This is a genomic window from Streptomyces lydicus, from assembly GCF_004125265.1.
Classification (GTDB): domain Bacteria; phylum Actinomycetota; class Actinomycetes; order Streptomycetales; family Streptomycetaceae; genus Streptomyces; species Streptomyces lydicus_C.
Map to the genome: position 1 here is coordinate 2,674,709 of NZ_RDTE01000003.1, position 18,395 is coordinate 2,693,103.

Annotated in this window: 18 protein-coding genes and 1 pseudogene; 12 read left to right on the top strand and 7 right to left on the bottom strand. The window is 73.1% G+C overall.

Annotation, left to right across the window (positions count from 1 at the left end):
- Positions 1-151: 151 nt before the first annotated feature.
- On the bottom strand, positions 152-850 hold the full coding sequence (locus D9V36_RS14165; protein ID WP_241720870.1) for a DedA family protein: 699 nt from the start codon (positions 848-850) through the stop codon (positions 152-154).
- Between the two features lie 114 nt (positions 851-964).
- Here D9V36_RS14165 and D9V36_RS14170 point away from each other — a divergent pair.
- Both D9V36_RS14170 and D9V36_RS14175 read left to right on the top strand, forming a co-directional pair.
- Positions 965-1,336 (top strand): annotated as a pseudogene (locus D9V36_RS14170) (BlaI/MecI/CopY family transcriptional regulator); the annotation flags it as partial.
- A gap of 116 nt (positions 1,337-1,452) precedes the next feature.
- Complete coding sequence (locus D9V36_RS14175; RefSeq protein ID WP_129294095.1) at positions 1,453-2,535, top strand: M56 family metallopeptidase; 1,083 nt, start codon at positions 1,453-1,455, stop codon at positions 2,533-2,535.
- A gap of 3 nt (positions 2,536-2,538) precedes the next feature.
- Here D9V36_RS14175 and D9V36_RS14180 read toward each other — a convergent pair whose 3' ends face one another.
- Both D9V36_RS14180 and D9V36_RS14185 read right to left on the bottom strand, forming a co-directional pair.
- Complete coding sequence (locus tag D9V36_RS14180; protein WP_129294096.1) at positions 2,539-4,056, bottom strand: sensor histidine kinase; 1,518 nt, start codon at positions 4,054-4,056, stop codon at positions 2,539-2,541.
- A 1-nt stretch (position 4,057) separates the two neighbouring features.
- Positions 4,058-4,825: a response regulator transcription factor gene (locus tag D9V36_RS14185; protein ID WP_129294097.1), complete on the bottom strand. Its 768-nt coding sequence runs from the start codon at positions 4,823-4,825 to the stop codon at positions 4,058-4,060.
- 237 nt (positions 4,826-5,062) lie between these two features.
- On the opposite strand from D9V36_RS14185, the gene D9V36_RS14190 reads away from it, so the two are divergent.
- The 5 genes from D9V36_RS14190 (at position 5,063) to dgt (ending at position 10,406) form a co-directional block, all read left to right on the top strand.
- Entirely contained in the window at positions 5,063-6,283 is a 1,221-nt protein-coding gene (locus D9V36_RS14190) for a glycosyltransferase family 4 protein (protein ID WP_129294098.1), read from the top strand.
- A gap of 478 nt (positions 6,284-6,761) precedes the next feature.
- The gene (locus D9V36_RS14195; RefSeq protein WP_129294099.1) at positions 6,762-7,316 is read left to right on the top strand and encodes a GH25 family lysozyme; all 555 of its coding nucleotides are present in this window, start codon (positions 6,762-6,764) and stop codon (positions 7,314-7,316) included.
- 190 nt (positions 7,317-7,506) lie between these two features.
- Entirely contained in the window at positions 7,507-8,337 is an 831-nt protein-coding gene (gene nadE / locus D9V36_RS14200; protein ID WP_129294100.1) for an ammonia-dependent NAD(+) synthetase, read from the top strand.
- A 296-nt stretch (positions 8,338-8,633) separates the two neighbouring features.
- Entirely contained in the window at positions 8,634-8,987 is a 354-nt protein-coding gene (locus tag D9V36_RS14205; protein ID WP_129294101.1) for a hypothetical protein, read from the top strand.
- A gap of 93 nt (positions 8,988-9,080) precedes the next feature.
- A complete protein-coding gene (dgt, locus tag D9V36_RS14210) occupies positions 9,081-10,406 on the top strand; it encodes a dGTP triphosphohydrolase (RefSeq protein ID WP_241720871.1) in 1,326 nt (441 codons plus the stop codon).
- A gap of 81 nt (positions 10,407-10,487) precedes the next feature.
- Here the strand turns inward: dgt and D9V36_RS14215 are convergent, their stop codons facing one another.
- From D9V36_RS14215 to D9V36_RS14225, 3 genes are read right to left on the bottom strand one after another with little or no spacing between them, the layout of a single operon-like run.
- Positions 10,488-11,378 (bottom strand): cytochrome c biogenesis CcdA family protein, encoded by an 891-nt coding sequence (locus tag D9V36_RS14215; RefSeq protein WP_129294102.1) that lies wholly within the window; start codon positions 11,376-11,378, stop codon positions 10,488-10,490.
- The gene (locus D9V36_RS14220) at positions 11,375-12,268 is read right to left on the bottom strand and encodes a DsbA family protein (protein ID WP_129294103.1); all 894 of its coding nucleotides are present in this window, start codon (positions 12,266-12,268) and stop codon (positions 11,375-11,377) included. Before D9V36_RS14220 ends, D9V36_RS14215 begins: the two co-directional genes overlap by 4 nt.
- Before the next feature lie 57 nt (positions 12,269-12,325).
- The gene (locus D9V36_RS14225; protein ID WP_129294104.1) at positions 12,326-12,868 is read right to left on the bottom strand and encodes a hypothetical protein; all 543 of its coding nucleotides are present in this window, start codon (positions 12,866-12,868) and stop codon (positions 12,326-12,328) included.
- 360 nt (positions 12,869-13,228) lie between these two features.
- Here D9V36_RS14225 and D9V36_RS14230 point away from each other — a divergent pair, with 360 nt between their 5' ends.
- From D9V36_RS14230 to D9V36_RS14250, 5 genes are read left to right on the top strand one after another with little or no spacing between them, the layout of a single operon-like run.
- Positions 13,229-13,789 (top strand): RNA polymerase sigma factor, encoded by a 561-nt coding sequence (locus D9V36_RS14230; RefSeq protein WP_206739663.1) that lies wholly within the window; start codon positions 13,229-13,231, stop codon positions 13,787-13,789.
- Positions 13,786-14,610 (top strand): zf-HC2 domain-containing protein, encoded by an 825-nt coding sequence (locus D9V36_RS14235; protein ID WP_206739664.1) that lies wholly within the window; start codon positions 13,786-13,788, stop codon positions 14,608-14,610. The genes D9V36_RS14230 and D9V36_RS14235 overlap by 4 nt, the downstream gene beginning before the upstream one ends.
- Positions 14,611-14,642: 32 nt before the next feature.
- Positions 14,643-15,452: an ABC transporter ATP-binding protein gene (locus D9V36_RS14240; protein WP_129294105.1), complete on the top strand. Its 810-nt coding sequence runs from the start codon at positions 14,643-14,645 to the stop codon at positions 15,450-15,452.
- Positions 15,449-16,840, top strand: a complete 1,392-nt coding sequence (locus tag D9V36_RS14245; RefSeq protein WP_129294106.1) for a hypothetical protein — start codon at positions 15,449-15,451, stop codon at positions 16,838-16,840. The genes D9V36_RS14240 and D9V36_RS14245 overlap by 4 nt, the downstream gene beginning before the upstream one ends.
- Entirely contained in the window at positions 16,837-17,403 is a 567-nt protein-coding gene (locus tag D9V36_RS14250) for a hypothetical protein (RefSeq protein WP_129294107.1), read from the top strand. Before D9V36_RS14245 ends, D9V36_RS14250 begins: the two co-directional genes overlap by 4 nt.
- Before the next feature lie 209 nt (positions 17,404-17,612).
- Here D9V36_RS14250 and D9V36_RS14255 read toward each other — a convergent pair whose 3' ends face one another.
- A complete protein-coding gene (locus tag D9V36_RS14255; protein WP_431357669.1) occupies positions 17,613-18,140 on the bottom strand; it encodes an ATP-binding protein in 528 nt (175 codons plus the stop codon).
- Positions 18,141-18,395 lie beyond the last annotated feature (255 nt).

Genomic DNA, 18,395 nt, shown 5'->3' on the forward strand with positions numbered 1-18,395 from the left:
TCGGCGACTCGGCGCCTTGCGGCTCGGCGCGAAGGGCGCCGGACGGGGGACGGGTGAGGCGGGAGGGGACGGGGTGACGCGGCGTGGTTCACGCGGCGTGCGGCGTAGTTCGGGCGCCGTGGGGCGTGGTTCAGGCGCCCTGGGGCTTGGTTCAGGCGTCCGGCGGCGGTGTCGGGCGGGCGGGGGCCGTTTGCGGGCGTCTGCGGGAGCGGACCAGCTCGACGGCGAGCGGTGCCAGCGACACCAGCACCACCAGGGCGACCAGCGGCAGCAGATAGCGGTCGACATTCGGTACCGACGTACCCAGGGCGTATCCGGCGAGGGTGAGGCCGAGCGTCCAGAGCAGGCCGCCGGCGATCTGCCAGCGGGTGAAGGTACTGGCCGGCACGCCCAGGGCGCCGGCCAGCGGGTTCAGCACGGTGCGGACGACGGGGACGAAGCGGGCGAGGACGATGGCCTTGCCGTGGCCGTAGCGGGCGAGGAACTCCTCGGCGCGGGCGGCGCCCTCGTGCAGCCGGCGGGCGCGGCTGCGGGCCAGCAGGGCGCGGCCGCCGCGCCGGCCGATCCAGTAGCCGGTCTGGGAGCCGGCGAGCGCGCCGACGGCGGCGGCCGTGAGGACCTGGGGCAGTACGAGATGGACGGCGCCGCCGGTGCCCGGGGCGCACAGCAGTCCGGCGGTGAACAGCAGGGAGTCGCCGGGCAGGAAGAAGCCGATCAGCAGCCCGGTCTCGGCGAACAGCACGACGGCGACACCCAGCGCACCGAACGCGGCCAGCAGGGAGCCGGCATCGAGCACGTTCACGGCCTGGACGACCGCTGTCACCTGCGGAAATGCGGCGGCTGCGGACATGTCGGCGGCCCCTCCCATAATGGGTTGCGGGCCCGGCTCCCGGCCGGGCCGACCGACTACAGTCTCGTAGACGGTCTACGGAACTGTAGACGACGAAAAGGTGAAGGGCGTTCCATGTCGGAGACATCACCCGTGCAGCGGCGCCCGGCCGGGGAGCTGGAGGCGAGCGTGCTCGCGGCGCTCTGGGCGGCCGGCGGGCCGCTGAGCCCCGCCGAGGTGCAGAGCGCGCTGGGCGGCCGGCTCGCGCGGACCACTGTCACCACGATCCTCACCCGGCTGTACGACAAGGGGGCGGTCTCCCGCGCCCGGGCCGGCCGCGGTTTCGTGTACTCCCCCATACAGGACTCCGCGGGGCTGACCGCCCGGCGGATGCGCAGCGAACTCGACAAGCAGGACGACCGCGGCACCGCGCTCGCCCGCTTCGTCTCCCAGCTGACCAGTGAGGACGAGCAGTTGCTGCGGTCCCTCCTGGAGGGCGCGGACGGCTCCCCCGAGGGGCTGGGGGCCGGCTCGCAGCCCGACCCCGGCGCCGCCCCCGGTCTCGGCCTCGGCACCGATCCCGGCCCCAGCTTCGGCACCGATCCGGACCCCGGGGCCGCATCATGATCTTCGCCGTATGGATCCCCCTGCTGATGCCGCTGCTCGCGGTGCCGGCCGCCCGCCGTCTGGCGGAGTCGCTGCCGCCGCGCGCCGCGGCCTGGCTGCTGACCGGCTGCGCGGTCGCGCTGGCCGGCTGTACGACCGCGGCGCTCGGCCTGCTGCTGACCGCCGGGGCACTTCGGCTGCCGCCGGTCGCCGCCCTGGGCCATCTCTCCCTGCCGCTGCTGGGCGACGATCCGGTCGTGTCGGTGCCCGCCGCCGGTGCCGCCGCCGGTCTGCTCCTCGCCGCCGCCCTCGCCGTCGCCCATCGCACCCGCCGCCACCACACCGAACTGCGCACCGCCCGCCTCGCCACCGACGCCCACCCCGCCTCCGGCGATCTGTGCGTCCTGCCGCACGCCGCGCCCGACGCCTACGCCCTGCCGGGACGGCCGGGGCGACCGGGCCGGGTGGTGGTCACGGCCGGGATGCTGCGGGCGCTGTCCGCGGACGAGCGGGAGGCGCTGTTCGCCCATGAACGCGCCCATCTCGCGGGCCGGCACCATCTCTTCCTGCTCACGGCCGCGCTGGCCGCGGTCTGCCACCCCCTGCTCCGGTCCCTGCACGCCCCGCTGGCCTACGCCCTGGAGCGCTGGGCCGATGAAACCGCCGCGTCCCGGGTGGGCGACCGCCGCGTCACGGCCCGCGCCATCGGCCGCGCCGCGCTGGCCGCCCGCCCCGCCGCCGCAGGCGCACACCGCCCCGGCACTGTGCTCGCCGCGACCACCGGCCCGGTACCCCGCCGGGTCGCCGCCCTGCTGGCCCCCGAGCGGCCCGCGCCCCCTCCGCCGCGCACCGCCGTCCACGGCCGCCGCCTGATCGCCGCGGCCGCCCTGCTTGCCTGCCTGGGTGTATCCGCAGCCTCCGCCCTCGACGCGGCGACGGATCTCCACGAGACCGTGGAGGTGGCTCAGGGGGGCGGTTCGCTGCGCTTTGCCTCTGCCCACGTTTTCGACTGTCCCGCCGTCGGGGCCCCGTCGTGTTTCACCCGCGCAGCGAGCGAAACACGACGAGCAACCCCCACGGCGGGAAAGCCAAAAACGTAGGCCTTAAACCCCCGGCCCCCGCCCCACCGTGAAGCCCAGAATCGCGCCACCCCCCGACCGCCGGGCGGCAAACGCATGGCCGCCGTGGGCGGTGGCGATCTCGCGGACGATGGCGAGGCCGAGTCCGGAACCCGGCAGGCCGCGGGCCGCCGCGGAGCGGTAGAAGCGGTCGAAGACCCTGGTGAGGTCGGCGTCCGCGATGCCGGGGCCGCGGTCCAGGACCTCGATGCGGGCTCCGGTGACGAGGACCTCGATCGGCTCGGTCCCGCCGGCGTCGAATTTGGCGGCGTTCTCCAGGAGGTTGGTGAGCGCGCGGTGCAGCGCGGCGGAGCGGCCCTCGACCACCGCCGGGCGGACGGTCCGTACGGTGATCTCCCGGCCGGTGCGGCGCCTGGCCGAGGCGGCCGCCTTCTCGGCGACCTCGGCCAGGCTCACCTCCGAGAGCGGGTCGTCGTCCCGCTGCCCGGCCGCCAGATCCACCAGCTCGTTGACCAGATCGCTGAGTTCCCTCGCCTCGCCCGCAAGGTCGGCCAGCAGCTCGTCGCGGGCGTCCGGCGGCAGTTCGTCGAACCGCTTCAGCAGCGAGATATTCGTACGGAGCGAGGTCAGCGGGGTGCGCAGCTCGTGGCCGGCGTCCTGGACCAGGCGCTGCTGGTCCTGGACGGCGCTGGCCAGCCGGCCGAGCATGTCGTCGAAGGCCCGCCCGAGCCGGGCGACCTCGTCCCGCCCCGCCACCGGGACCGGGACGTCCAGCCGTCCGTGCTCCGCCACGTTCTCGGCGACCGAGGTCAGCCGCACCAGCCGGCCGGTGATCCGGCGCGCCAGCCACCAGCCGCCCGCGCCGGACAGCGCGATGACCGCGGCGGCCAGCAGGGCGGTGCGCTGCTGGAGCGCGGAGAGCAGATCCTCGGTCTCGCTGAACTTCTGCGCGACCTGTACGGCACCGCGGCCGCCGCCGAGCGCCACGGTCGCGACGTGGTACTCCTCGTCGCCGATCTCCGCTTCCCGCTCGGCGAGGTGGCCGGCGCGCACGTCACCGGCGACCCGGCGTTCCCCGGCACCGGCCGGGAGGGCCGGGCGCCCCGCCTCCACGATCCGGCCGTCGGCGCCCAGGATCTGCACATCGGTACGGGTGGGCCGGGTGAGGTCGTCGCGCGGCCCGTCGTGGTCGGGGTCGACGGTCGTGTAGTCGGTGGGCTCGAACGGCTTCTCCTGGACCTGGGTCCGCAAATCCCGTACGACCTGCGAGAACACCGACCTCTCGTCGACCCGCACCAGCCGGGCCGCCGCGTCGTAGCTGAGGAATCCCACCAGGACGGTCACCGCGGCCGTCCCCGTGGCGAACGCCACCGCGACGGCGGTGCGCAGACTGGCGGGTTTACGGGTGCGCAGCCAGGCGGCCGACCCGCCCCTGCGGCAGGAGCGCACCCAGGCCCGCAGCCGGGCGCGCAGCCGTGTCCACAGCCGGCGGCCGGGCCCGGTGCGGGGCCCGGCGCCGGACCGGTCGCGGGCCCGGGGCATCTCAGTCCTCCCGCAGCACGTAACCGACGCCACGCACCGTGTGGATCAGCGGGCGGCTGCCGGGGACATCGACCTTGCGCCGCAGATAGCCCACGTACACCGCGAGGTTCTTCGAGCCGGGACCGAAGTCGTAGCCCCAGATCCGGTCGTAGATCGTCGAATGGTCCAGGACGATTCCGGCGTTGCGGGCCAGCAGCTCCAGCAGCTCGAACTCGGTCCGGGTCAGCTCCAGCTCCCGCTCTCCGCGCCAGGCGCGGCGCGAGGGCCCGTCGATCCGCAGATCCGCCGCCTCGACCACACCGCTGTCCGCCGCCCGCGCCTCGTACGCCTCCCCGGCCCCCTCGGTCTCGTCCGTCGCGGCAGAACCGGCACCCGCGCCGCTCCCGTCCGCCGCCGGTCCCGCCGTCGTCCGCCGCAGCAGCGCCCGCAGCCGGGCGAAGACCTCCTCGACCTCGAACGGCTTGACCACGTAGTCGTCCGCACCGGCGTCCAGGCCGGCGATCCGGTCCGCGGTCTCGACCCGGGCGGTGAGCATCAGGATCGGGGTGCGGTCCTGCTCGGCCCGCAGCACCTGGCACACCTGGAGTCCGTCGATCCCCGGCATCATCACGTCCAGCAGGATCACATCGGGCCGCTCGCGGTGCGCGGCGGCGAGCGCCTGAATCCCGTCGGCGACGGCGATGACCTGGTATCCCTCCAGGGTCAGGGCGCGCTCCAGCGCGGTGCGGATGGGGCGGTCGTCCTCGGCCAGCAGTACGGAATGGGTCACGCGGCAAGTGTGCCAAGGGCCCGGAGGTGCGACGGCGGGCGGCCGGTCCCGCGGTGGCTTTCTTACCCGGATCTCACCCGTGGTTCTTACCGGGCTCTCACCCTCGCCACGCCATCGGCTTACCCCTTGCCGCCACGGTGTCCCGGTGCCGGACGGGCCGGTCGCGGTGATCCGGCCGCGAGCGTACCGGCCGGTCGGACCGACTCGGCACATCTCGGGGAAGAAGCACGGCACCGCATGAAGATCACCCTCCTGCTGCACAACGCCTACGCCATCGGCGGCACCGTCCGCACCACCTTCAACCTCGCCGCCGCCCTCGCCGACCGGCACGACGTCGAGATCGTCTCGATGCTGCGGCACCGCGAGGTCCCGCGTTTCACCGTGGACCCCCGGGTGCGGCTGGTGCCGCTGGTGGACACCCGCGTCGGCAGCGAGGACATGGCCGATCCGCTGTTCGGCGAGCCCGCGCAGGACTTCCCGCAGGCCGAGAAGCGGCACCACCAGTACAGCCGGCTGACCGACGTCCGGGCCGCGGAGTTCCTGCGCACCACCGACGCGGACGTGCTGATCGGCACCCGGCCCGGCATCAACGTCTACCTGGCGCGGTTCGGCCCCCGCCGGGCCCTGCGGATCGCCCAGGAGCACCTGAGACACGACGCCCACAGCAAGCGGCTCCGGGCCGAACTCGCCCGCCATTACCGGACGCTGGACGCCCTGGTCACCACCACCGAGGCGGATGCCGCGGTCTACCGCGCGCGGATGCCGCTGCCGGGCGTACGGGTCCTGGCGGTACCCAACATCGTGCCCGCACCGGACGTGCCGCCATCCCGGGGCACCTCGAAGGTGATCGCGGCGGCCGGCCGGCTGGTCCGCGGCAAGCGCTTCGACCTGCTGATCGAGGCGTTCTCCGCGGTCGCCGCCAAACACCCCGACTGGCGGCTGCGGATACACGGCGGCGGCGCCGAGCGCGCACAGCTCCAGGGGCTGATCGACGGGCTCGGACTGAACGGGCAGGCGGAGCTGACCGGGCCGGTTTCCCCGATAGAGGCGGAGTTCACCAAGGCGTCGATCGTCGCCTCGGCCTCGGACGCCGAGTCCTTCGGCATGACCCTCGTCGAGGCGATGCGCTGCGGCGTTCCGGTCGTCAGCACCGACTGCCCGCTGGGCCCGGCCGAGATCATTCACGACGGTACGGACGGGCTGCTGGTGCCGCGCGGCGACGGCCGGGCGATGGCCGGCGCGCTCCTCCAGCTCATCGAGGACCCGCAGCGCCGCCGCGACATGGCCGCGGCAGCGCTGGAGAGTTCGCACCGCTACGACCCGGAGCCGATCGCCGAGCGCTACGAGCTCCTTTTCCAGGAGCTCCGGTCGACGCGCACCGCCCGCGCCTGGCGGCGCACCCTCGCGCGGGGCCGGGGCGCCGCCCGGCGGCTGGTGCGGCGGGCCCTGCGGCGCTGAGGCGGGGTCTCCGGACGGTGGGCCGGTCCGGGGGCAGCGAGTCCGGACAGCGGGCCGGTCCGGGGACGGCGAGTCCGGACAGCGGGCCGGTCCGGGGACGGCGAGTCCGGGGACGGCGAGTCCGGGGGCGGCGAAACCAGGCCCGGCGCGACCGGCCGTCGTACACGGGACTCCACTTGACGGTGGCACGAGGACCCAGTCCGGCCGTCGTCGCGCACGGACCCCGCTTGACCGCAGGACAAGGTGTCAACTTGACCGCGGTACAAGGAACTTCCGGACCACAATCTGGCGTCCCCGGTGGCAAACATGCTGAACTGCTGGAACGAGACTGCTTCGCACGCAGGGACGCCGGCTCGCAGAAGCATCTGATCACCGGAGCGCGGAAACACGAGGAACACCCGGCACCACGGCAACGCAGTCGAGGATTCAGAGCAGTTGACGCTTGGAATCCGCAGGGCCGATCGGCAGGAGGCCGTTCATGCTGCATGGTGTCGATGTCAGCTCCTCCAACACCTCGTACTCCGCCGAGGGGCTGGACTTCGTTTTCGTCAAGGCCACCGAAGGCCGCTCCTACATCAATCCACACCAGTCCGCACAGGCCTCAAAGGCCCGTAAAGCGGGCTGTGTGGTGGGTTTCTACCACTTTCTGTGGCCGGGCAATATCGCCGCCCAGGCGCAATACTTCGTCGAGAAATGCGCCTCGGTCCAGGGCGACCTCCTCGCCTGCGACTGGGAGCGCACCGGCGAGGGGACCTACGCGAGCAATGCACAGAAAGACCAGTTCCTGCACGCGGTGAAAAAGCTCCGCCCCACCCACCGCGTGCTGCTCTACTGCAACCGCGACTTCTGGCTGAACCACGACAGCACGTCCTACGCGGCCGACGGCCTGTGGATCGCCGACTATGTCTCCGCCGGACATCCGCGGATCAAGGCGAAGTGGCGCATTCACCAGTACACCGACCAGCCGCTGGACAAGGACGTCGCGGACTTCTCGACCAAGGCCGCCCTCAAGAAGTGGGCGCACCCGGCATAAGGTTTGCTGTCGGCGCGCCGTTCCGCGCCGCCGGAAAAACCGTGCCGGCGCGGAGCGGAAAGCCGAACAGGAACGCTGCGTAGGCGGCGCGGGAACAATGTGTCACCGCACCACGCGACGCGGCACGAGAACACGACGCAGACGCGGCACGAGCGCGAGCCGGTGCCGCACGAGAACAAGAGGAGCAGCCGTGACCGACCCGGCGTCCAAGGCCCTGCAGCAGGAGATCGCCCGGGATCTCCAGGTGACCGCGTCCTTCGACGCCGAGCAGGAGATCGAGCGCCGGGTGGCCTTCCTCACGGAGCGGCTGACCTCCACGGGCCTGCGCTCGCTGGTCCTGGGGATCAGCGGCGGCATCGACTCCACGACCACGGGCCGGCTCTGCCAGCTCGCCGTGGAGCGGGCCCGCGCCGCCGGGCACGAGGCGACGTTCTACGCGATGCGGCTGCCGTACGGCGTCCAGGCGGACGAGAAGGACGCCCGGCGGGCGCTGGAGTTCATCCGCCCGGACCGGGAGCTGACCGTCGACATCCGCCCGGCGAGCGACGCGGCGCTGCAGGCCGCGGTGGACGGCGGGCTCGTCTTCCGTGACGCCCACCACCAGGACTTCGTCCACGGCAACATCAAGGCGCGCCAGCGCATGATCGCGCAGTACGCCGTCGCGGGCGCCCATGGCGGCCTGGTCGTGGGCACCGACCACGCGGCCGAGGCGGTCTCCGGCTTCTTCACGAAGTTCGGTGACGGCGCGGCCGATGTGGTGCCGCTCACCGGGCTGACCAAGCGCCGGGTGCGCGCGGTGTCGGCGGCGCTGGGCGCCCCCGGCGAGCTGGTCCACAAGGTGCCGACGGCCGACCTGGAGACCCTTGACCCGGGCAAGCCGGACGAGGACGCGCTCGGTGTGAGCTACGACCAGATCGACGACTTCCTTGAGGGCCGCGCGGTCGACGCCGCGGCCGCCGAGGCCATCGTCCGCCGCTACCGGCTCACCGAGCACAAGCGGGCGCTGCCGATCGCGCCCTGAGCGGCCGCTCGGCTCTCCCCCGCCCCCTCCCCCTCTCCCCCTTCGGGGGAGGGGGCGGGGGGTGGGTTCGGGGGTGGGGGGGGACGGCACCCCACGTCGCCCGGCCCCGCACCGCCCCGTCGGCCCCGCCGACGCCGCCGCGTCCCCGCCGACCCCGCCCCGTCATGGACCGGCAAGGCGACCGTCACCGTCCCGGTGCTACATCGTCGGCGTGAGCGGGCATGCATCCGGCCATGGGAAGCCGCAAAGTGCGATCGGAAGATCAACTGTCAGTGGGTCCGCCTACGCTCCGAGGCATGGGTTACGCAAACCTGCGCGAACTCCGGTCCGCGCTGACCACCGCCTCCGAGCTTGCCTCGTCCCTGCAGTCCGCGCCGAGCCGGCGCGATGCGGACCAGCTGGTCGACGTCCTCCGGCAAGCACTGACCGCTGCCGGCTCGCTGGGCGCGGAGACCGGCCCGACCGGCTGCGCCCTGCATCCCCACGGCGCGGTCGACCCGTTGTACGGCGACCCGGAAGATCCCCTTCCGCCGGGCTACGGAAAGTGCCTGCTCTGCAACGACCGCCGGCGCCGGGCGGACGCCCACCCGGTGCACGCCCGCCCCCATCCCCGTCCGCATCCCCACCGACGGCGGCGGCTGAGCGCCTAGGGAGGTGCTGTGCTCTGTCCCGGGACGTCGGTGACGCAGGGCCCCGGCCCACCGGCCGGCCCCCGTCCGGCGGGACGGGACTACCATCCGCGCATGCGACCTGCCACATACAGCGATGAGGACCTTGAGCAGCACTCCCTCCGGCGACGGGTGCCCGACGACGGGCAGCGGTCCGGCTTCGAGCACGACGTCGACCGGATCCTGTACTCGACCCAGTGGCGGGCGCTGGCCGGCAAGAGCCAGGTGGTGGCGAGCGCCGAGCTGGGCGCGTACCACACCCGGCTGACCCACTCCATGAAGGTGGCGCAGCTGGGCCGGCGGATGGCGGAGCGGCTGGAGCGCCGTTACGGCGGGCCCGCCCCGGCGCTCGTCGAGGCGGCGTGCATGGCCCACGACATCGGCCACCCGCCCTTCGGGCACGCGGGTGAGCTGGCGCTGCGCGCCACGATGGACGACCTGCACTTCGCCGACGGTGTGCTGGACAGCTTCGAGGGCAATGCGCAGACCCTGCGGGTGCTGACCTTTCTCGCCGCCCACAAATACCCGGGCCACCGCGGACTGCACCTGACCCGCGCCTGTCTGGATGCCGCCACCAAATACCCGTGGGAGCGGGCGCCCGTCGACCAGGACCCGGCGCGGCATGTGAAGTGGGGGGTGTACGTCGCCGACCGCGAGGCGTTCTCCTGGGTGCGGGCCGGCCGTACGGACACCGCCGTACCGGTCGAGGAGCAGGTCATGGACTGGGCGGACGACGTCACCTACGCCTGCCACGACGTGGAGGACTTCTACCGTACGGGCCTGATCCCGCTGGCCGCGCTGTTCCCGCCGGACGGGGCGGCGGGCGCCGACACCGAGCGGGAGACCCGCCGTTTCCTGGACTATGTGCAGGCCAAGCGGGCGCGCGAGGGCGAGTCCTTCGACCGTGACGCGGCGCTGGTGATGATGGCGGACATCGGCAAGCGGCTGGCGGTGCCCGCTCCGTACAGCGGCAGCCATGAGGACGCGGTCGCGGTCAATCGCCGCACCTCCAATCTGATCTCGTACTTCACCCGTGGGATCGAGCTGGAGGTGGGCGGCGCGGCCGCGATCCGCTACGGCGCGCGGCTGGTGATCCCGCCGGAGCGGCGGGCCGCCTGCGATCTGCTCAAGGAGCTGGTGTGGTGCTACGTCATCGACCGGCCCGCACTGGCCACCCAGCAGCACGGCAAGCGGCGGGTGGTGAGCGAGCTGCTGCGCTGGACCCATGACGCACCCGAGCTGCTGCCGCCGGACCGCGCCGAGGAGCTGGCACTGCACGGCGACCGGCTGCGTGCCTGCGCGGACCATGTGGCCTCGCTGACCGAGGACCAGGCGCTGGCCCTGCACCGGCGGCTGTCCGGCACCGGCCTGGGGTCGGTCAACGACAACGTGTGGCTGTGAGGGAGCAGGTGAGCCCCGGGGGCCGGGGGCCGGTGCCGTTCCACGACGGCCCGGCCCGGCCCCGTCACCGGAACTCCACCGCTATCCGGCCCCTTCCCGCGGCCGTTCCGCCTCGTCCGCCCCGTCCGCCGGCCGCTCGGCTTCGCCCCGCGGCTTCTTCTCCGGCCGGAGCGCGATACGGCCGAGCACCGCGGCGACGATCAGCGCGGCCACCGCGATCAGCGCATAGTCCGGTACGGCGTTCCCGATCCGCGCCGCCCATTCCTCGGCCCGGAATTCGTCATCCGCATCGAGAATTCCGGGCAGCGCACTGGTTCCGTTGAAACGCAGGAACAGCACGCCGATACCGATGAAGAACACCCCGGACAGCACCGAGGTGGTGTGCAGCCGCAGCTTTCCGAGGCTGAATTCCCGGCCCCGCAGCCACCCCCGGGTGCCGAGTTTGCAGCGCTCCCACAACAGCGCCAGCACGAACAGCGGCAGCGCCATGCCCAGCGCGTAGACGGCGAGCATCGAGGCGCCGTACGCGGGTGAGCCGCTGACCGCCGTCACCGTCAGCACCGCGCCGAGGATCGGGCCCGCACAGAATCCGGCGAGCCCGTAGACACAGCCGAGCAGAAAGGTGGAGACGGCGGAGCGCGGGGTGATCCTCGCCGCGGCCGCCTGGGCGCGCCGGGAGGCGAAGCCCAGGCCGAGGATCTGGGCCAGCCCCATCGCGATGACGACCCAGCCGCCGACGGCGATCAGCAGATCGCGGTGGCCGTTGAACAGCCGGCTGGCCGCCGTGCTGGCCGCGCCGAGCGGCACCAGCGTGGTGGCCAGCCCCAGGTAGAACACCCCGGTACGGGCCACCAGTCGGCCGGGCGTCGAGAGCGAGTAGGCGAAGAACGCGGGCAGCAGCAGCGCGCTGCACGGGCTGAGCAGCGCCAGCGCACCGCCCAGGAACGCCGCGAGGTAGCCGATGTCGTTCATTCCCCGGCCTTCTTGTCCGCCGGTCCGTCCTTGTCCGCCGCCCCGTTCTTGCCGGTCGGCTCGCCCTTGCCCTTCGCCCCGTTCTTGTCCTCGGCCCCGTTCTTGTCCGCCGACCCGTTCTTGTCCGCCGCCCCGTTCTTGTCCGCCCGCGCCGCGGCATCCTTGACGGCCTGGGCGAAGACCTCGGCGGGCTGGGCCCCGGCGACCGGCCGGCCGTTGATCAGGAAGGACGGCGTGGACTGCACCCCGAGCTGGTACCCCTCGTCCTGATCCTTCTTCAGCGCCCGCTCGGCGTCCTTGCTCTTCATGTCCGTACGGAACTTGTCGATATCCGCCACACCGCTGCTGCGGGCCAGTTCGACGAGCTTGTCCTCGGCGAGCGCCTTGCCCTTACGGGTCTTGGCGTACAGCTCGTCGTGGAGCTGCCAGAACTTGCCCTGCTGCCCGGCGGCCCAGGAGGCACGGGCGGCCCGCTCGGAGTCGGCGCCGAAGACGGTGAAGTTGCGGAATTCGATGCGCAGGGTGCCCGCGTCGACGAACTTCTTGATCAGACCGGGCTGGGTCTCGCGGGTGAAGCGGCCGCAGAACGAGCACTGGTAGTCGGCGTATTCGACCAGGACCACCGGGGCGTCCTTCCTGCCGACGGCCAGCGGATCGCCGTCCTCGCGCCGGCTGGTCCGCTTGGCGAGGTCGTCGAACATCTTCTGCTGTGCGGGGTCCTCCTCGGGCGCGTCGGAGGCTGCGGCCTCGGGGGCGTTGCCGCGGCCGGTGCCGCGGTCGCCGTCGGCGGACTTACCGATGGCGACCCCGATGGCGATGACGGCCACGACAAGGGCGATGACCGCGCCGATGGCGGCCAGTTTGCGGGTGGGAGAGGCGGAAACGGGCATGCGGAAGCTCCAGACGTACAAAGGGGAAGGTCAGGCCGTGTGCGTCGGGGCAGCGGCCTATATCCGCAGTACGGGCAGGAGCGGGGTGCGGTCGCGGGCGGGCGCGCTGTCGGTCGGTGGCCGGGCGAGCGCGTACTGCGCGGGCAGATCCACGGCGAGCGGCCCCGGGCCGGTGGTGGCGGGGGCCAGGGGCTCACCGCGGTGCGGTGTGGGCAGCGGGGCGGACTCGGCGGGCCCCGGAGCATGCCGGTTCGAGCACTTCTTGGGCGTGTGGGCCACGGCGACCGGGGCACCGGGATCGAGCCATGGGCCACTGGCGGCGGCCGACGGCCGTGCCGGGGCGTCGCCCTTCGCCGGTGCGGACCCGTCCGCGGGTCCGTCCCCGTCCGCCGGTGCGTCAGCGTCCGCCAGGCTCGCGGCCGGGTGCGCCACCGCCGGGGAGGCCGCCGTCGCGGTCTCGGACCGCCAGGCCGCCGTGGCCGCTGCCGCCCGGCCTGCCGACCAGGCCTGGTCGCCGCCGATGCGGCACAGCTGCGGCCCGAAGGTGACGGCGAGGAGGAGCAGCAGCGTCAGCGTGGCCGAGCGGCGCACGTGGTGCATGTCCCCCTCCTCTCCGGGCCCGGTGCGCGAACATGAATATCCCATCCTACGGATCGTCATCGCGCGAGCTGAGCACCGACCGGAGCACCGATCGGATGTGACGGAGCGCTTCGGTTGGCGAGTGAGTGCTTCAGTTGGCGGGCTGGACCTTCGGCATCGATGGCGACTGCGCATCAGTCGGCGTACTCGGCCAGGGCTGCGCCGAGGAGGGTGAAGCACCGCGAGACGCCAGAGTTCGCCACGAGCCGGGTCGAAGCCGGCGACCCGGTTTCGCGGGGATCGCCATCCTCTGCGCGTGACACTGTGACGCAGCTCACGGCAGATGCAAAACCTGCGCGCGGCATCGGGCGTCTGGCTGGTGTGAGATCACGCAGGAGAGCACTGGACGAGTGGGACGAGGAACGCCTCGTCCGGCTGGTGGCCAGAGGTGACCGCGGGGCGTTCGACGAGTTGTACCGGCGCACGTCGCCGTGGCTGGCGGTGCGGTTGCGCCGCCGCTGCGCGGACGAGCAGATCGTCGCCGAGGTCATGCAGGAGACCTATCTGGCGGTGTGGCGCGCGGCCGGCGCGTTCGCCGGGAGCGCGGTCGGCGGGACGGCCGTCGGGTGGCTGTGGACGATCGCGGCGCGCCGCCTCGTCGACGCGTTCCGGCGCCGTGCCCACCACGCCGAACCGCCGGTCGCCGCCGCCGAGCGGGCGGTGGTGCCCGCGGCGGAGGAAGAGGCACTCGCCGGGACCGTCGGCGGCGACGTCGGCGACGCCCTGCGGCAACTGGCGCCGGAACTCCGAGAAGTGCTACGGGCCACGGTGCTCGACGGGCTCTCCGTCCGGGAGACCGCTGTCCTGCTCCAACTGCCCGAAGGCACGGTCAAGACCCGCGCCCGCCGGGCCCGGATCGCGATGCGGGAGGCGCTGACATGAGCGGGGAACACGCGTCGAGGCAGTTGATCGACGACTACGCACGTGGTGACGCGACGATGGCCGCGGACACGGTATGGGCGTTGGAGGCCCATCTGGAGACGTGCGCGCCGTGCCGGAGCCACCTGGCGGCCTGTGTGGCCACCGAGGCGCCCGGTATCGCCGCGCTCCTCGACACCGTCCGGGCCGGTCTGGAACCGCAGTTGGACGCGGCCGTCAGGGCGCCCTCGCGGCGACACCGCCCGAGGTGGGTCGCTGCCTGGCTGACGCCGGTCATGGCCCCGTGGTTGGCCATGACCGTCCTCGTCACCCTGATGGCGCTGCTGCTGGACGCAGTCGCGCGGCCCATGTTCCTCGGCGGCGTCTCTCCCGTGTCGGCGATCGCACCCGTGCTGCCGCTGTGCGGTGTCGCCGCATCGTGGTCGCGCGGCCTGGACCCGGCGCACGAACTGACGGCCTCGACCGCCCGAGCCGGCCTGCCCCTGCTCCTCCGGCGCACCACGGCGGTTCTCGTGGTGGTCCTGCCCGCGCTCGTGGTGGGGGGATGGCTGACCGGAACGATGTCGGCCGCGCAGTGGCTGCTGCCCTCCCTGACCTTCACCTCCACCGCCCTGGCGCTGGGCAGCGTGGTCGGCGTGACCCGCGCCGCCACCGGGCTGGCGGGCACCTGGGTCGCCGTCGTGGTACTCGCGTGGGCCACCGACCACGGCCCCGTGGACCTGGAGCGTGCCCTACAGCCGGACCAACTGCCCGCGTGGGGGCTGTTCTTGGCGCTCGGCATCGGCGCCGTGATCGCCCGCAGAAACGCGTACTCAACGCTGTGAAACCATCATCGACCCTCGCAAGGGACTACCGCATGACGCCCACCACGAGCGCAGCCGACACCGCGCCGAAAACCTACGCCTGGCAGATCCGAGCCAGTGGCCTGAGAGTACGCGTCGGACGGAAGAAGATGGCCGTGGACGGGCTCGACCTGTCCCTGGGCACCGGCACCCACGGCCTCCTGGGGCCCAACGGCGCGGGAAAGACCACCCTGATCCGGACGCTGGCCACCGTGCTGCGCCCCACCGAGGGCGAACTGGAGATGCTCGGCACCTTGCTGGGCAGGATGGTCGACCACCGGGCCCTGCGTCGCCGGATCGGCTACCTGCCGCAGGATTTCGGCTATTACAAGCGCTTCACGGTGCGCGAGTTCGTCGAGTACATGGCCTGGTTGAAGGAGGTTCCGAAGGCGGACGTCCCCGCGGCCGTCCAGCGGGCCGTGGAACGGGTGGGCCTGGCGGACCGCGCCGACCATCGGATGAAGACCCTGTCCGGCGGCATGGTGCGGCGGGCCGGCATCGCCCAGGCCATCGTCAACGACCCCGCGGTGCTGCTGCTGGACGAGCCGACAGTCGGCCTGGATCCGGCGCAGCGACTGCGCTTTCGCGAGCTGCTCCAGGAGCTGGGCCGCGACACCTGTGTGGTCGTCTCCACCCACCTGGTCGAGGACGTCGCGGCCGCCTGCTCCGACGTGGTGCTCTTCGCCGACGGCCGCCTCGTCTTCCAGGGGACGCCGGAGGACCTGGCCGCGGCGGGCGGCCCCGACTACCCGGGCGACAGCCCCCTGGAACGCGGCTACTCGGCGCTGCTCCGCAACTCCGGTCAGCAGGGAGGCACCTGGTGACCGGACGTGTTCTGCGCATCGAACTGAAGCGCTCCGTCGCCCCGTGGCCCGGCATCGTCGTCCTGGCAGGCAGCCTGGCGGTCTTCTTCCTGATCGACGGGATCTGGTGGCAGGGCGCCGCGGGGTGGACGGCCCAGTGGACCTCCATGGCGCTGTGGACCCGGTACCTGCTGGTCTTCTGGGGGCCGCTCGTGGTGGGCATGGGAGCGGTGTACGGGCTGCGCGAATCCCGCTCGCGGACGGCCGAACTGCTGACGACCACGCCGCTGCCGGCCTGGCGCCGTGCGGCGCTGCCGGCCGGTGCGACGGCGCTCACGCTGGCGTCGGGCTTCGGCCTCCTCGTCCTGGTGGGCGCAGTCCAGGTGGCCCTCGGCGCCACCACCTACACAAGTCTCGGTTGGCTGCCGATCTCGCTGGTGGCGGCACTGTCCCTCGTCGCGGGGGCCGTGTTCGGCATGGGCGTCGCGCGGGCCGTGCCCTCCGTGCTCACCCCGCCTGCCCTGACGGTGTTCCTCTTGCTGACATCCCTCCTCCTGCGGCAGACCAATGACGGAGCACTGCCTTCGAGCATCGCGCCGAACCGGCTCGCCCAGCTGTCCCCGGCGACCTCGGAGCCGCGGGAGATGCTGCTGACCCTGTCCGACTCCGTGCACCTCGGTCAGACGCTCTGGCTGCTCGGCCTGCTCGCCACCGGCTTCGCGCTGCTGTCGGCCGCCACCCGCCGGGCCCGGCTGCTCGCGGTGGCCCCCGTCCTGGCCGGCGCGGCCCTGGCCCTGCTGATCCTGCCGGCCGCTCCCCACGACACCTACGTCGTCGACAAGGCCGCCGCCGCCCTGGTCTGCGACGGACCGGTGTGCGTGACGCAGGCACACCGCTCACGCCTGCCCGAGCTCGCACCGCGTGGCAAGCAGGCGCTGCGCGTGCTGCACAACGCCCTTGGTGACCAGGCGCCCGACTCGGTGCGGGAGGACACCGAGCTGCGCGCGCTCGGCGACCCACGCGAACTCTCCGGCGACGTGGTGCTGATCGACTTCGACGACCCGCTGATCGCCCACGCGGCGGGGACCGAACTGACCCGCCTCCTACTCGCCCAGGGCCTGGCACCCAACTGCAAACCACGCACCCCCTATGAGGGCGGGGGGCAGCTCGACATCCCCGCACAGAGCATCGCCGCGAGCTGGGCCCTCGGCGATCGCCAGTTCGAACGCCTGCAGACGCCGGACGCCTACGCGTACTCGCAGCGCACATGGGCGGACGCCAAAGCCGCCTGGGAGAAGCTGACGGCCCTGCCACCGGCCGAGCAGCGCTCGCGGATCGCCCAGACGCGTGCCGCCGCGCTCTCCTGCAAGAACGAGCACGCGACGCTGACGGGGGAGACATCCCCATGAGATGGCTGATGCTGTATGCGCGTTCACGGCAGGTGCCCACCTCTGCCGCCGCGGTCGCGCTCGTCGCGCTGGCGGTGTGGGCCCTCAACGGTCCGGGACCGGTGGACCTGGGGATCGCGGTCCTGGTCCTCACCGCGAACGTGGCAGCCGCTTCCGTCGGGCTCGGCGGGCAGGATGCCGCGCTGGACCGGACGGCCGCGATCCGGTGGATGCCCCGGCGGGCGGCGCACGTGCTGCTGGCCGGCGCGGTCGCCGCGGCGGCGCTGCTGGCGGTCCAGGCGGCGGGAGTCAAGCTCGCCCCGACCGCGCTCGTCGTCCAGGACAGCGCGGGCCTGGCCGGCCTGGCCGCGCTCGGGGCGGTGTTGTGCGGGGCAGAGTTCGCATGGACCCTGCCGATCGGCTGGCTCGCGCTCACCCTCGTCGTCCCGGTTCCGCCCGGCATCGCGGGAGAGGTGGGCGGCTGGATGATCCTTTCCCCCGCCACGACGGCGTCCGCCGCGACCGCGTGGGCCCTGCTGGCGACCGGCACCGTGCTGTACGCCACAGCAGGACCAAGACGGTAACGGGCAGGCCACGCCCTGAGCGCTTCAGTTGACGAAGCCCGCCAACTGAAGCGCTCAGTCACACCGGAGCCGGCCTCAGGCCGTGGGGACACAGGCGGCGGGGGCGGGCCGAGCCGGGCAAGCCGGGCCGAGCCGAGCCGCAGCAAGCCGGGCCGGCCCGGGCAGGGCCGGGCTGCACCGCCCCCGCCCCGCCCCGGGCGAACCGGCCCTCAGCGGTCGGCGATCCGCATCTCGAACCAGGTGGTCTTGCCGCGGGGCAGCAGATCCACCCCCCAGCGGTCGGAGAGCTTGTCGACGAGGAAGAGGCCGCGGCCGCTGAGGTCCATCTCCTGGACCGGCATCAGGCAGGGCAGGCCGCGGGACGGGTCGCGCACCTCGATCCGGACCCAGCCGCGGCGGCGGAGCATCCGCAGCCCGAACGTGCGGGCGCCGGTGTGCCGTACGGCGTTGCCGACGAGCTCGGACACCAGCAGCACGGCGTGCTCGGCGAGCTGGGGCGTCAGGGCCCACTGTCCGAGGAGTACGGCGGCGGTCAGCCGGCGCGCGATACCGGCGGACTGGGGGCGCGAGGGCAGCCGCACCTCACCGAGAGCCGGGTCGCCGGCCGGATCGGGGGCCGCGAAGGCCGGTGCGCGAGGGGCCGGTGCGGTGTCTGTGTCCGGACCGGGGATGCCCCATCGCGCGGCGGCCGGATCGCTCCGCGGCCGCGGCTGCTCCATTCCTTCGAGGCCCGCCATGCCTCCCATCATGGCCGGTGCATCGCGTCCAGGGGAGCGGAACCGACGGAATCGATTGTCCGGAATCGTCGGTTCCAGCCCTCCGGTGAGACATATGCCAACGGCAGTTAAGGTTCGCGTCCACCCCGGCTGACCTGGCGGGACGCCGGTCCTCCGGGGAAGCGGCCGGGCACCTCAACAAGGCTGCCTTAAGGCGCAATTAAGCCTTCCTCGGTTCGCCCACACGAGGCATTGCACCCGGCCCAAACCTCACAA

What these genes read in the sequence shown, in the direction of transcription:
- D9V36_RS14165 (WP_241720870.1), bottom strand. Translation starts at nt 850, where the DNA reads ATGTCCGCAGCCGCCGCATTTCCGCAGGTGACAGCGGTCGTCCAGGCC.
- D9V36_RS14175 (WP_129294095.1), top strand. Translation starts at nt 1,453, where the DNA reads ATGATCTTCGCCGTATGGATCCCCCTGCTGATGCCGCTGCTCGCGGTG.
- D9V36_RS14180 (WP_129294096.1), bottom strand. Translation starts at nt 4,056, where the DNA reads ATGCCCCGGGCCCGCGACCGGTCCGGCGCCGGGCCCCGCACCGGGCCC.
- D9V36_RS14190 (WP_129294098.1), top strand. Translation starts at nt 5,063, where the DNA reads ATGAAGATCACCCTCCTGCTGCACAACGCCTACGCCATCGGCGGCACC.
- D9V36_RS14195 (WP_129294099.1), top strand. Translation starts at nt 6,762, where the DNA reads ATGCTGCATGGTGTCGATGTCAGCTCCTCCAACACCTCGTACTCCGCC.
- D9V36_RS14205 (WP_129294101.1), top strand. Translation starts at nt 8,634, where the DNA reads ATGGGTTACGCAAACCTGCGCGAACTCCGGTCCGCGCTGACCACCGCC.
- dgt (WP_241720871.1), top strand. Translation starts at nt 9,081, where the DNA reads ATGCGACCTGCCACATACAGCGATGAGGACCTTGAGCAGCACTCCCTC.
- D9V36_RS14215 (WP_129294102.1), bottom strand. Translation starts at nt 11,378, where the DNA reads ATGAACGACATCGGCTACCTCGCGGCGTTCCTGGGCGGTGCGCTGGCG.
- D9V36_RS14220 (WP_129294103.1), bottom strand. Translation starts at nt 12,268, where the DNA reads ATGCCCGTTTCCGCCTCTCCCACCCGCAAACTGGCCGCCATCGGCGCG.
- D9V36_RS14225 (WP_129294104.1), bottom strand. Translation starts at nt 12,868, where the DNA reads ATGCACCACGTGCGCCGCTCGGCCACGCTGACGCTGCTGCTCCTCCTC.
- D9V36_RS14235 (WP_206739664.1), top strand. Translation starts at nt 13,786, where the DNA reads ATGAGCGGGGAACACGCGTCGAGGCAGTTGATCGACGACTACGCACGT.
- D9V36_RS14240 (WP_129294105.1), top strand. Translation starts at nt 14,643, where the DNA reads ATGACGCCCACCACGAGCGCAGCCGACACCGCGCCGAAAACCTACGCC.
- D9V36_RS14250 (WP_129294107.1), top strand. Translation starts at nt 16,837, where the DNA reads ATGAGATGGCTGATGCTGTATGCGCGTTCACGGCAGGTGCCCACCTCT.
- D9V36_RS14255 (WP_431357669.1), bottom strand. Translation starts at nt 18,140, where the DNA reads ATGGCGGGCCTCGAAGGAATGGAGCAGCCGCGGCCGCGGAGCGATCCG.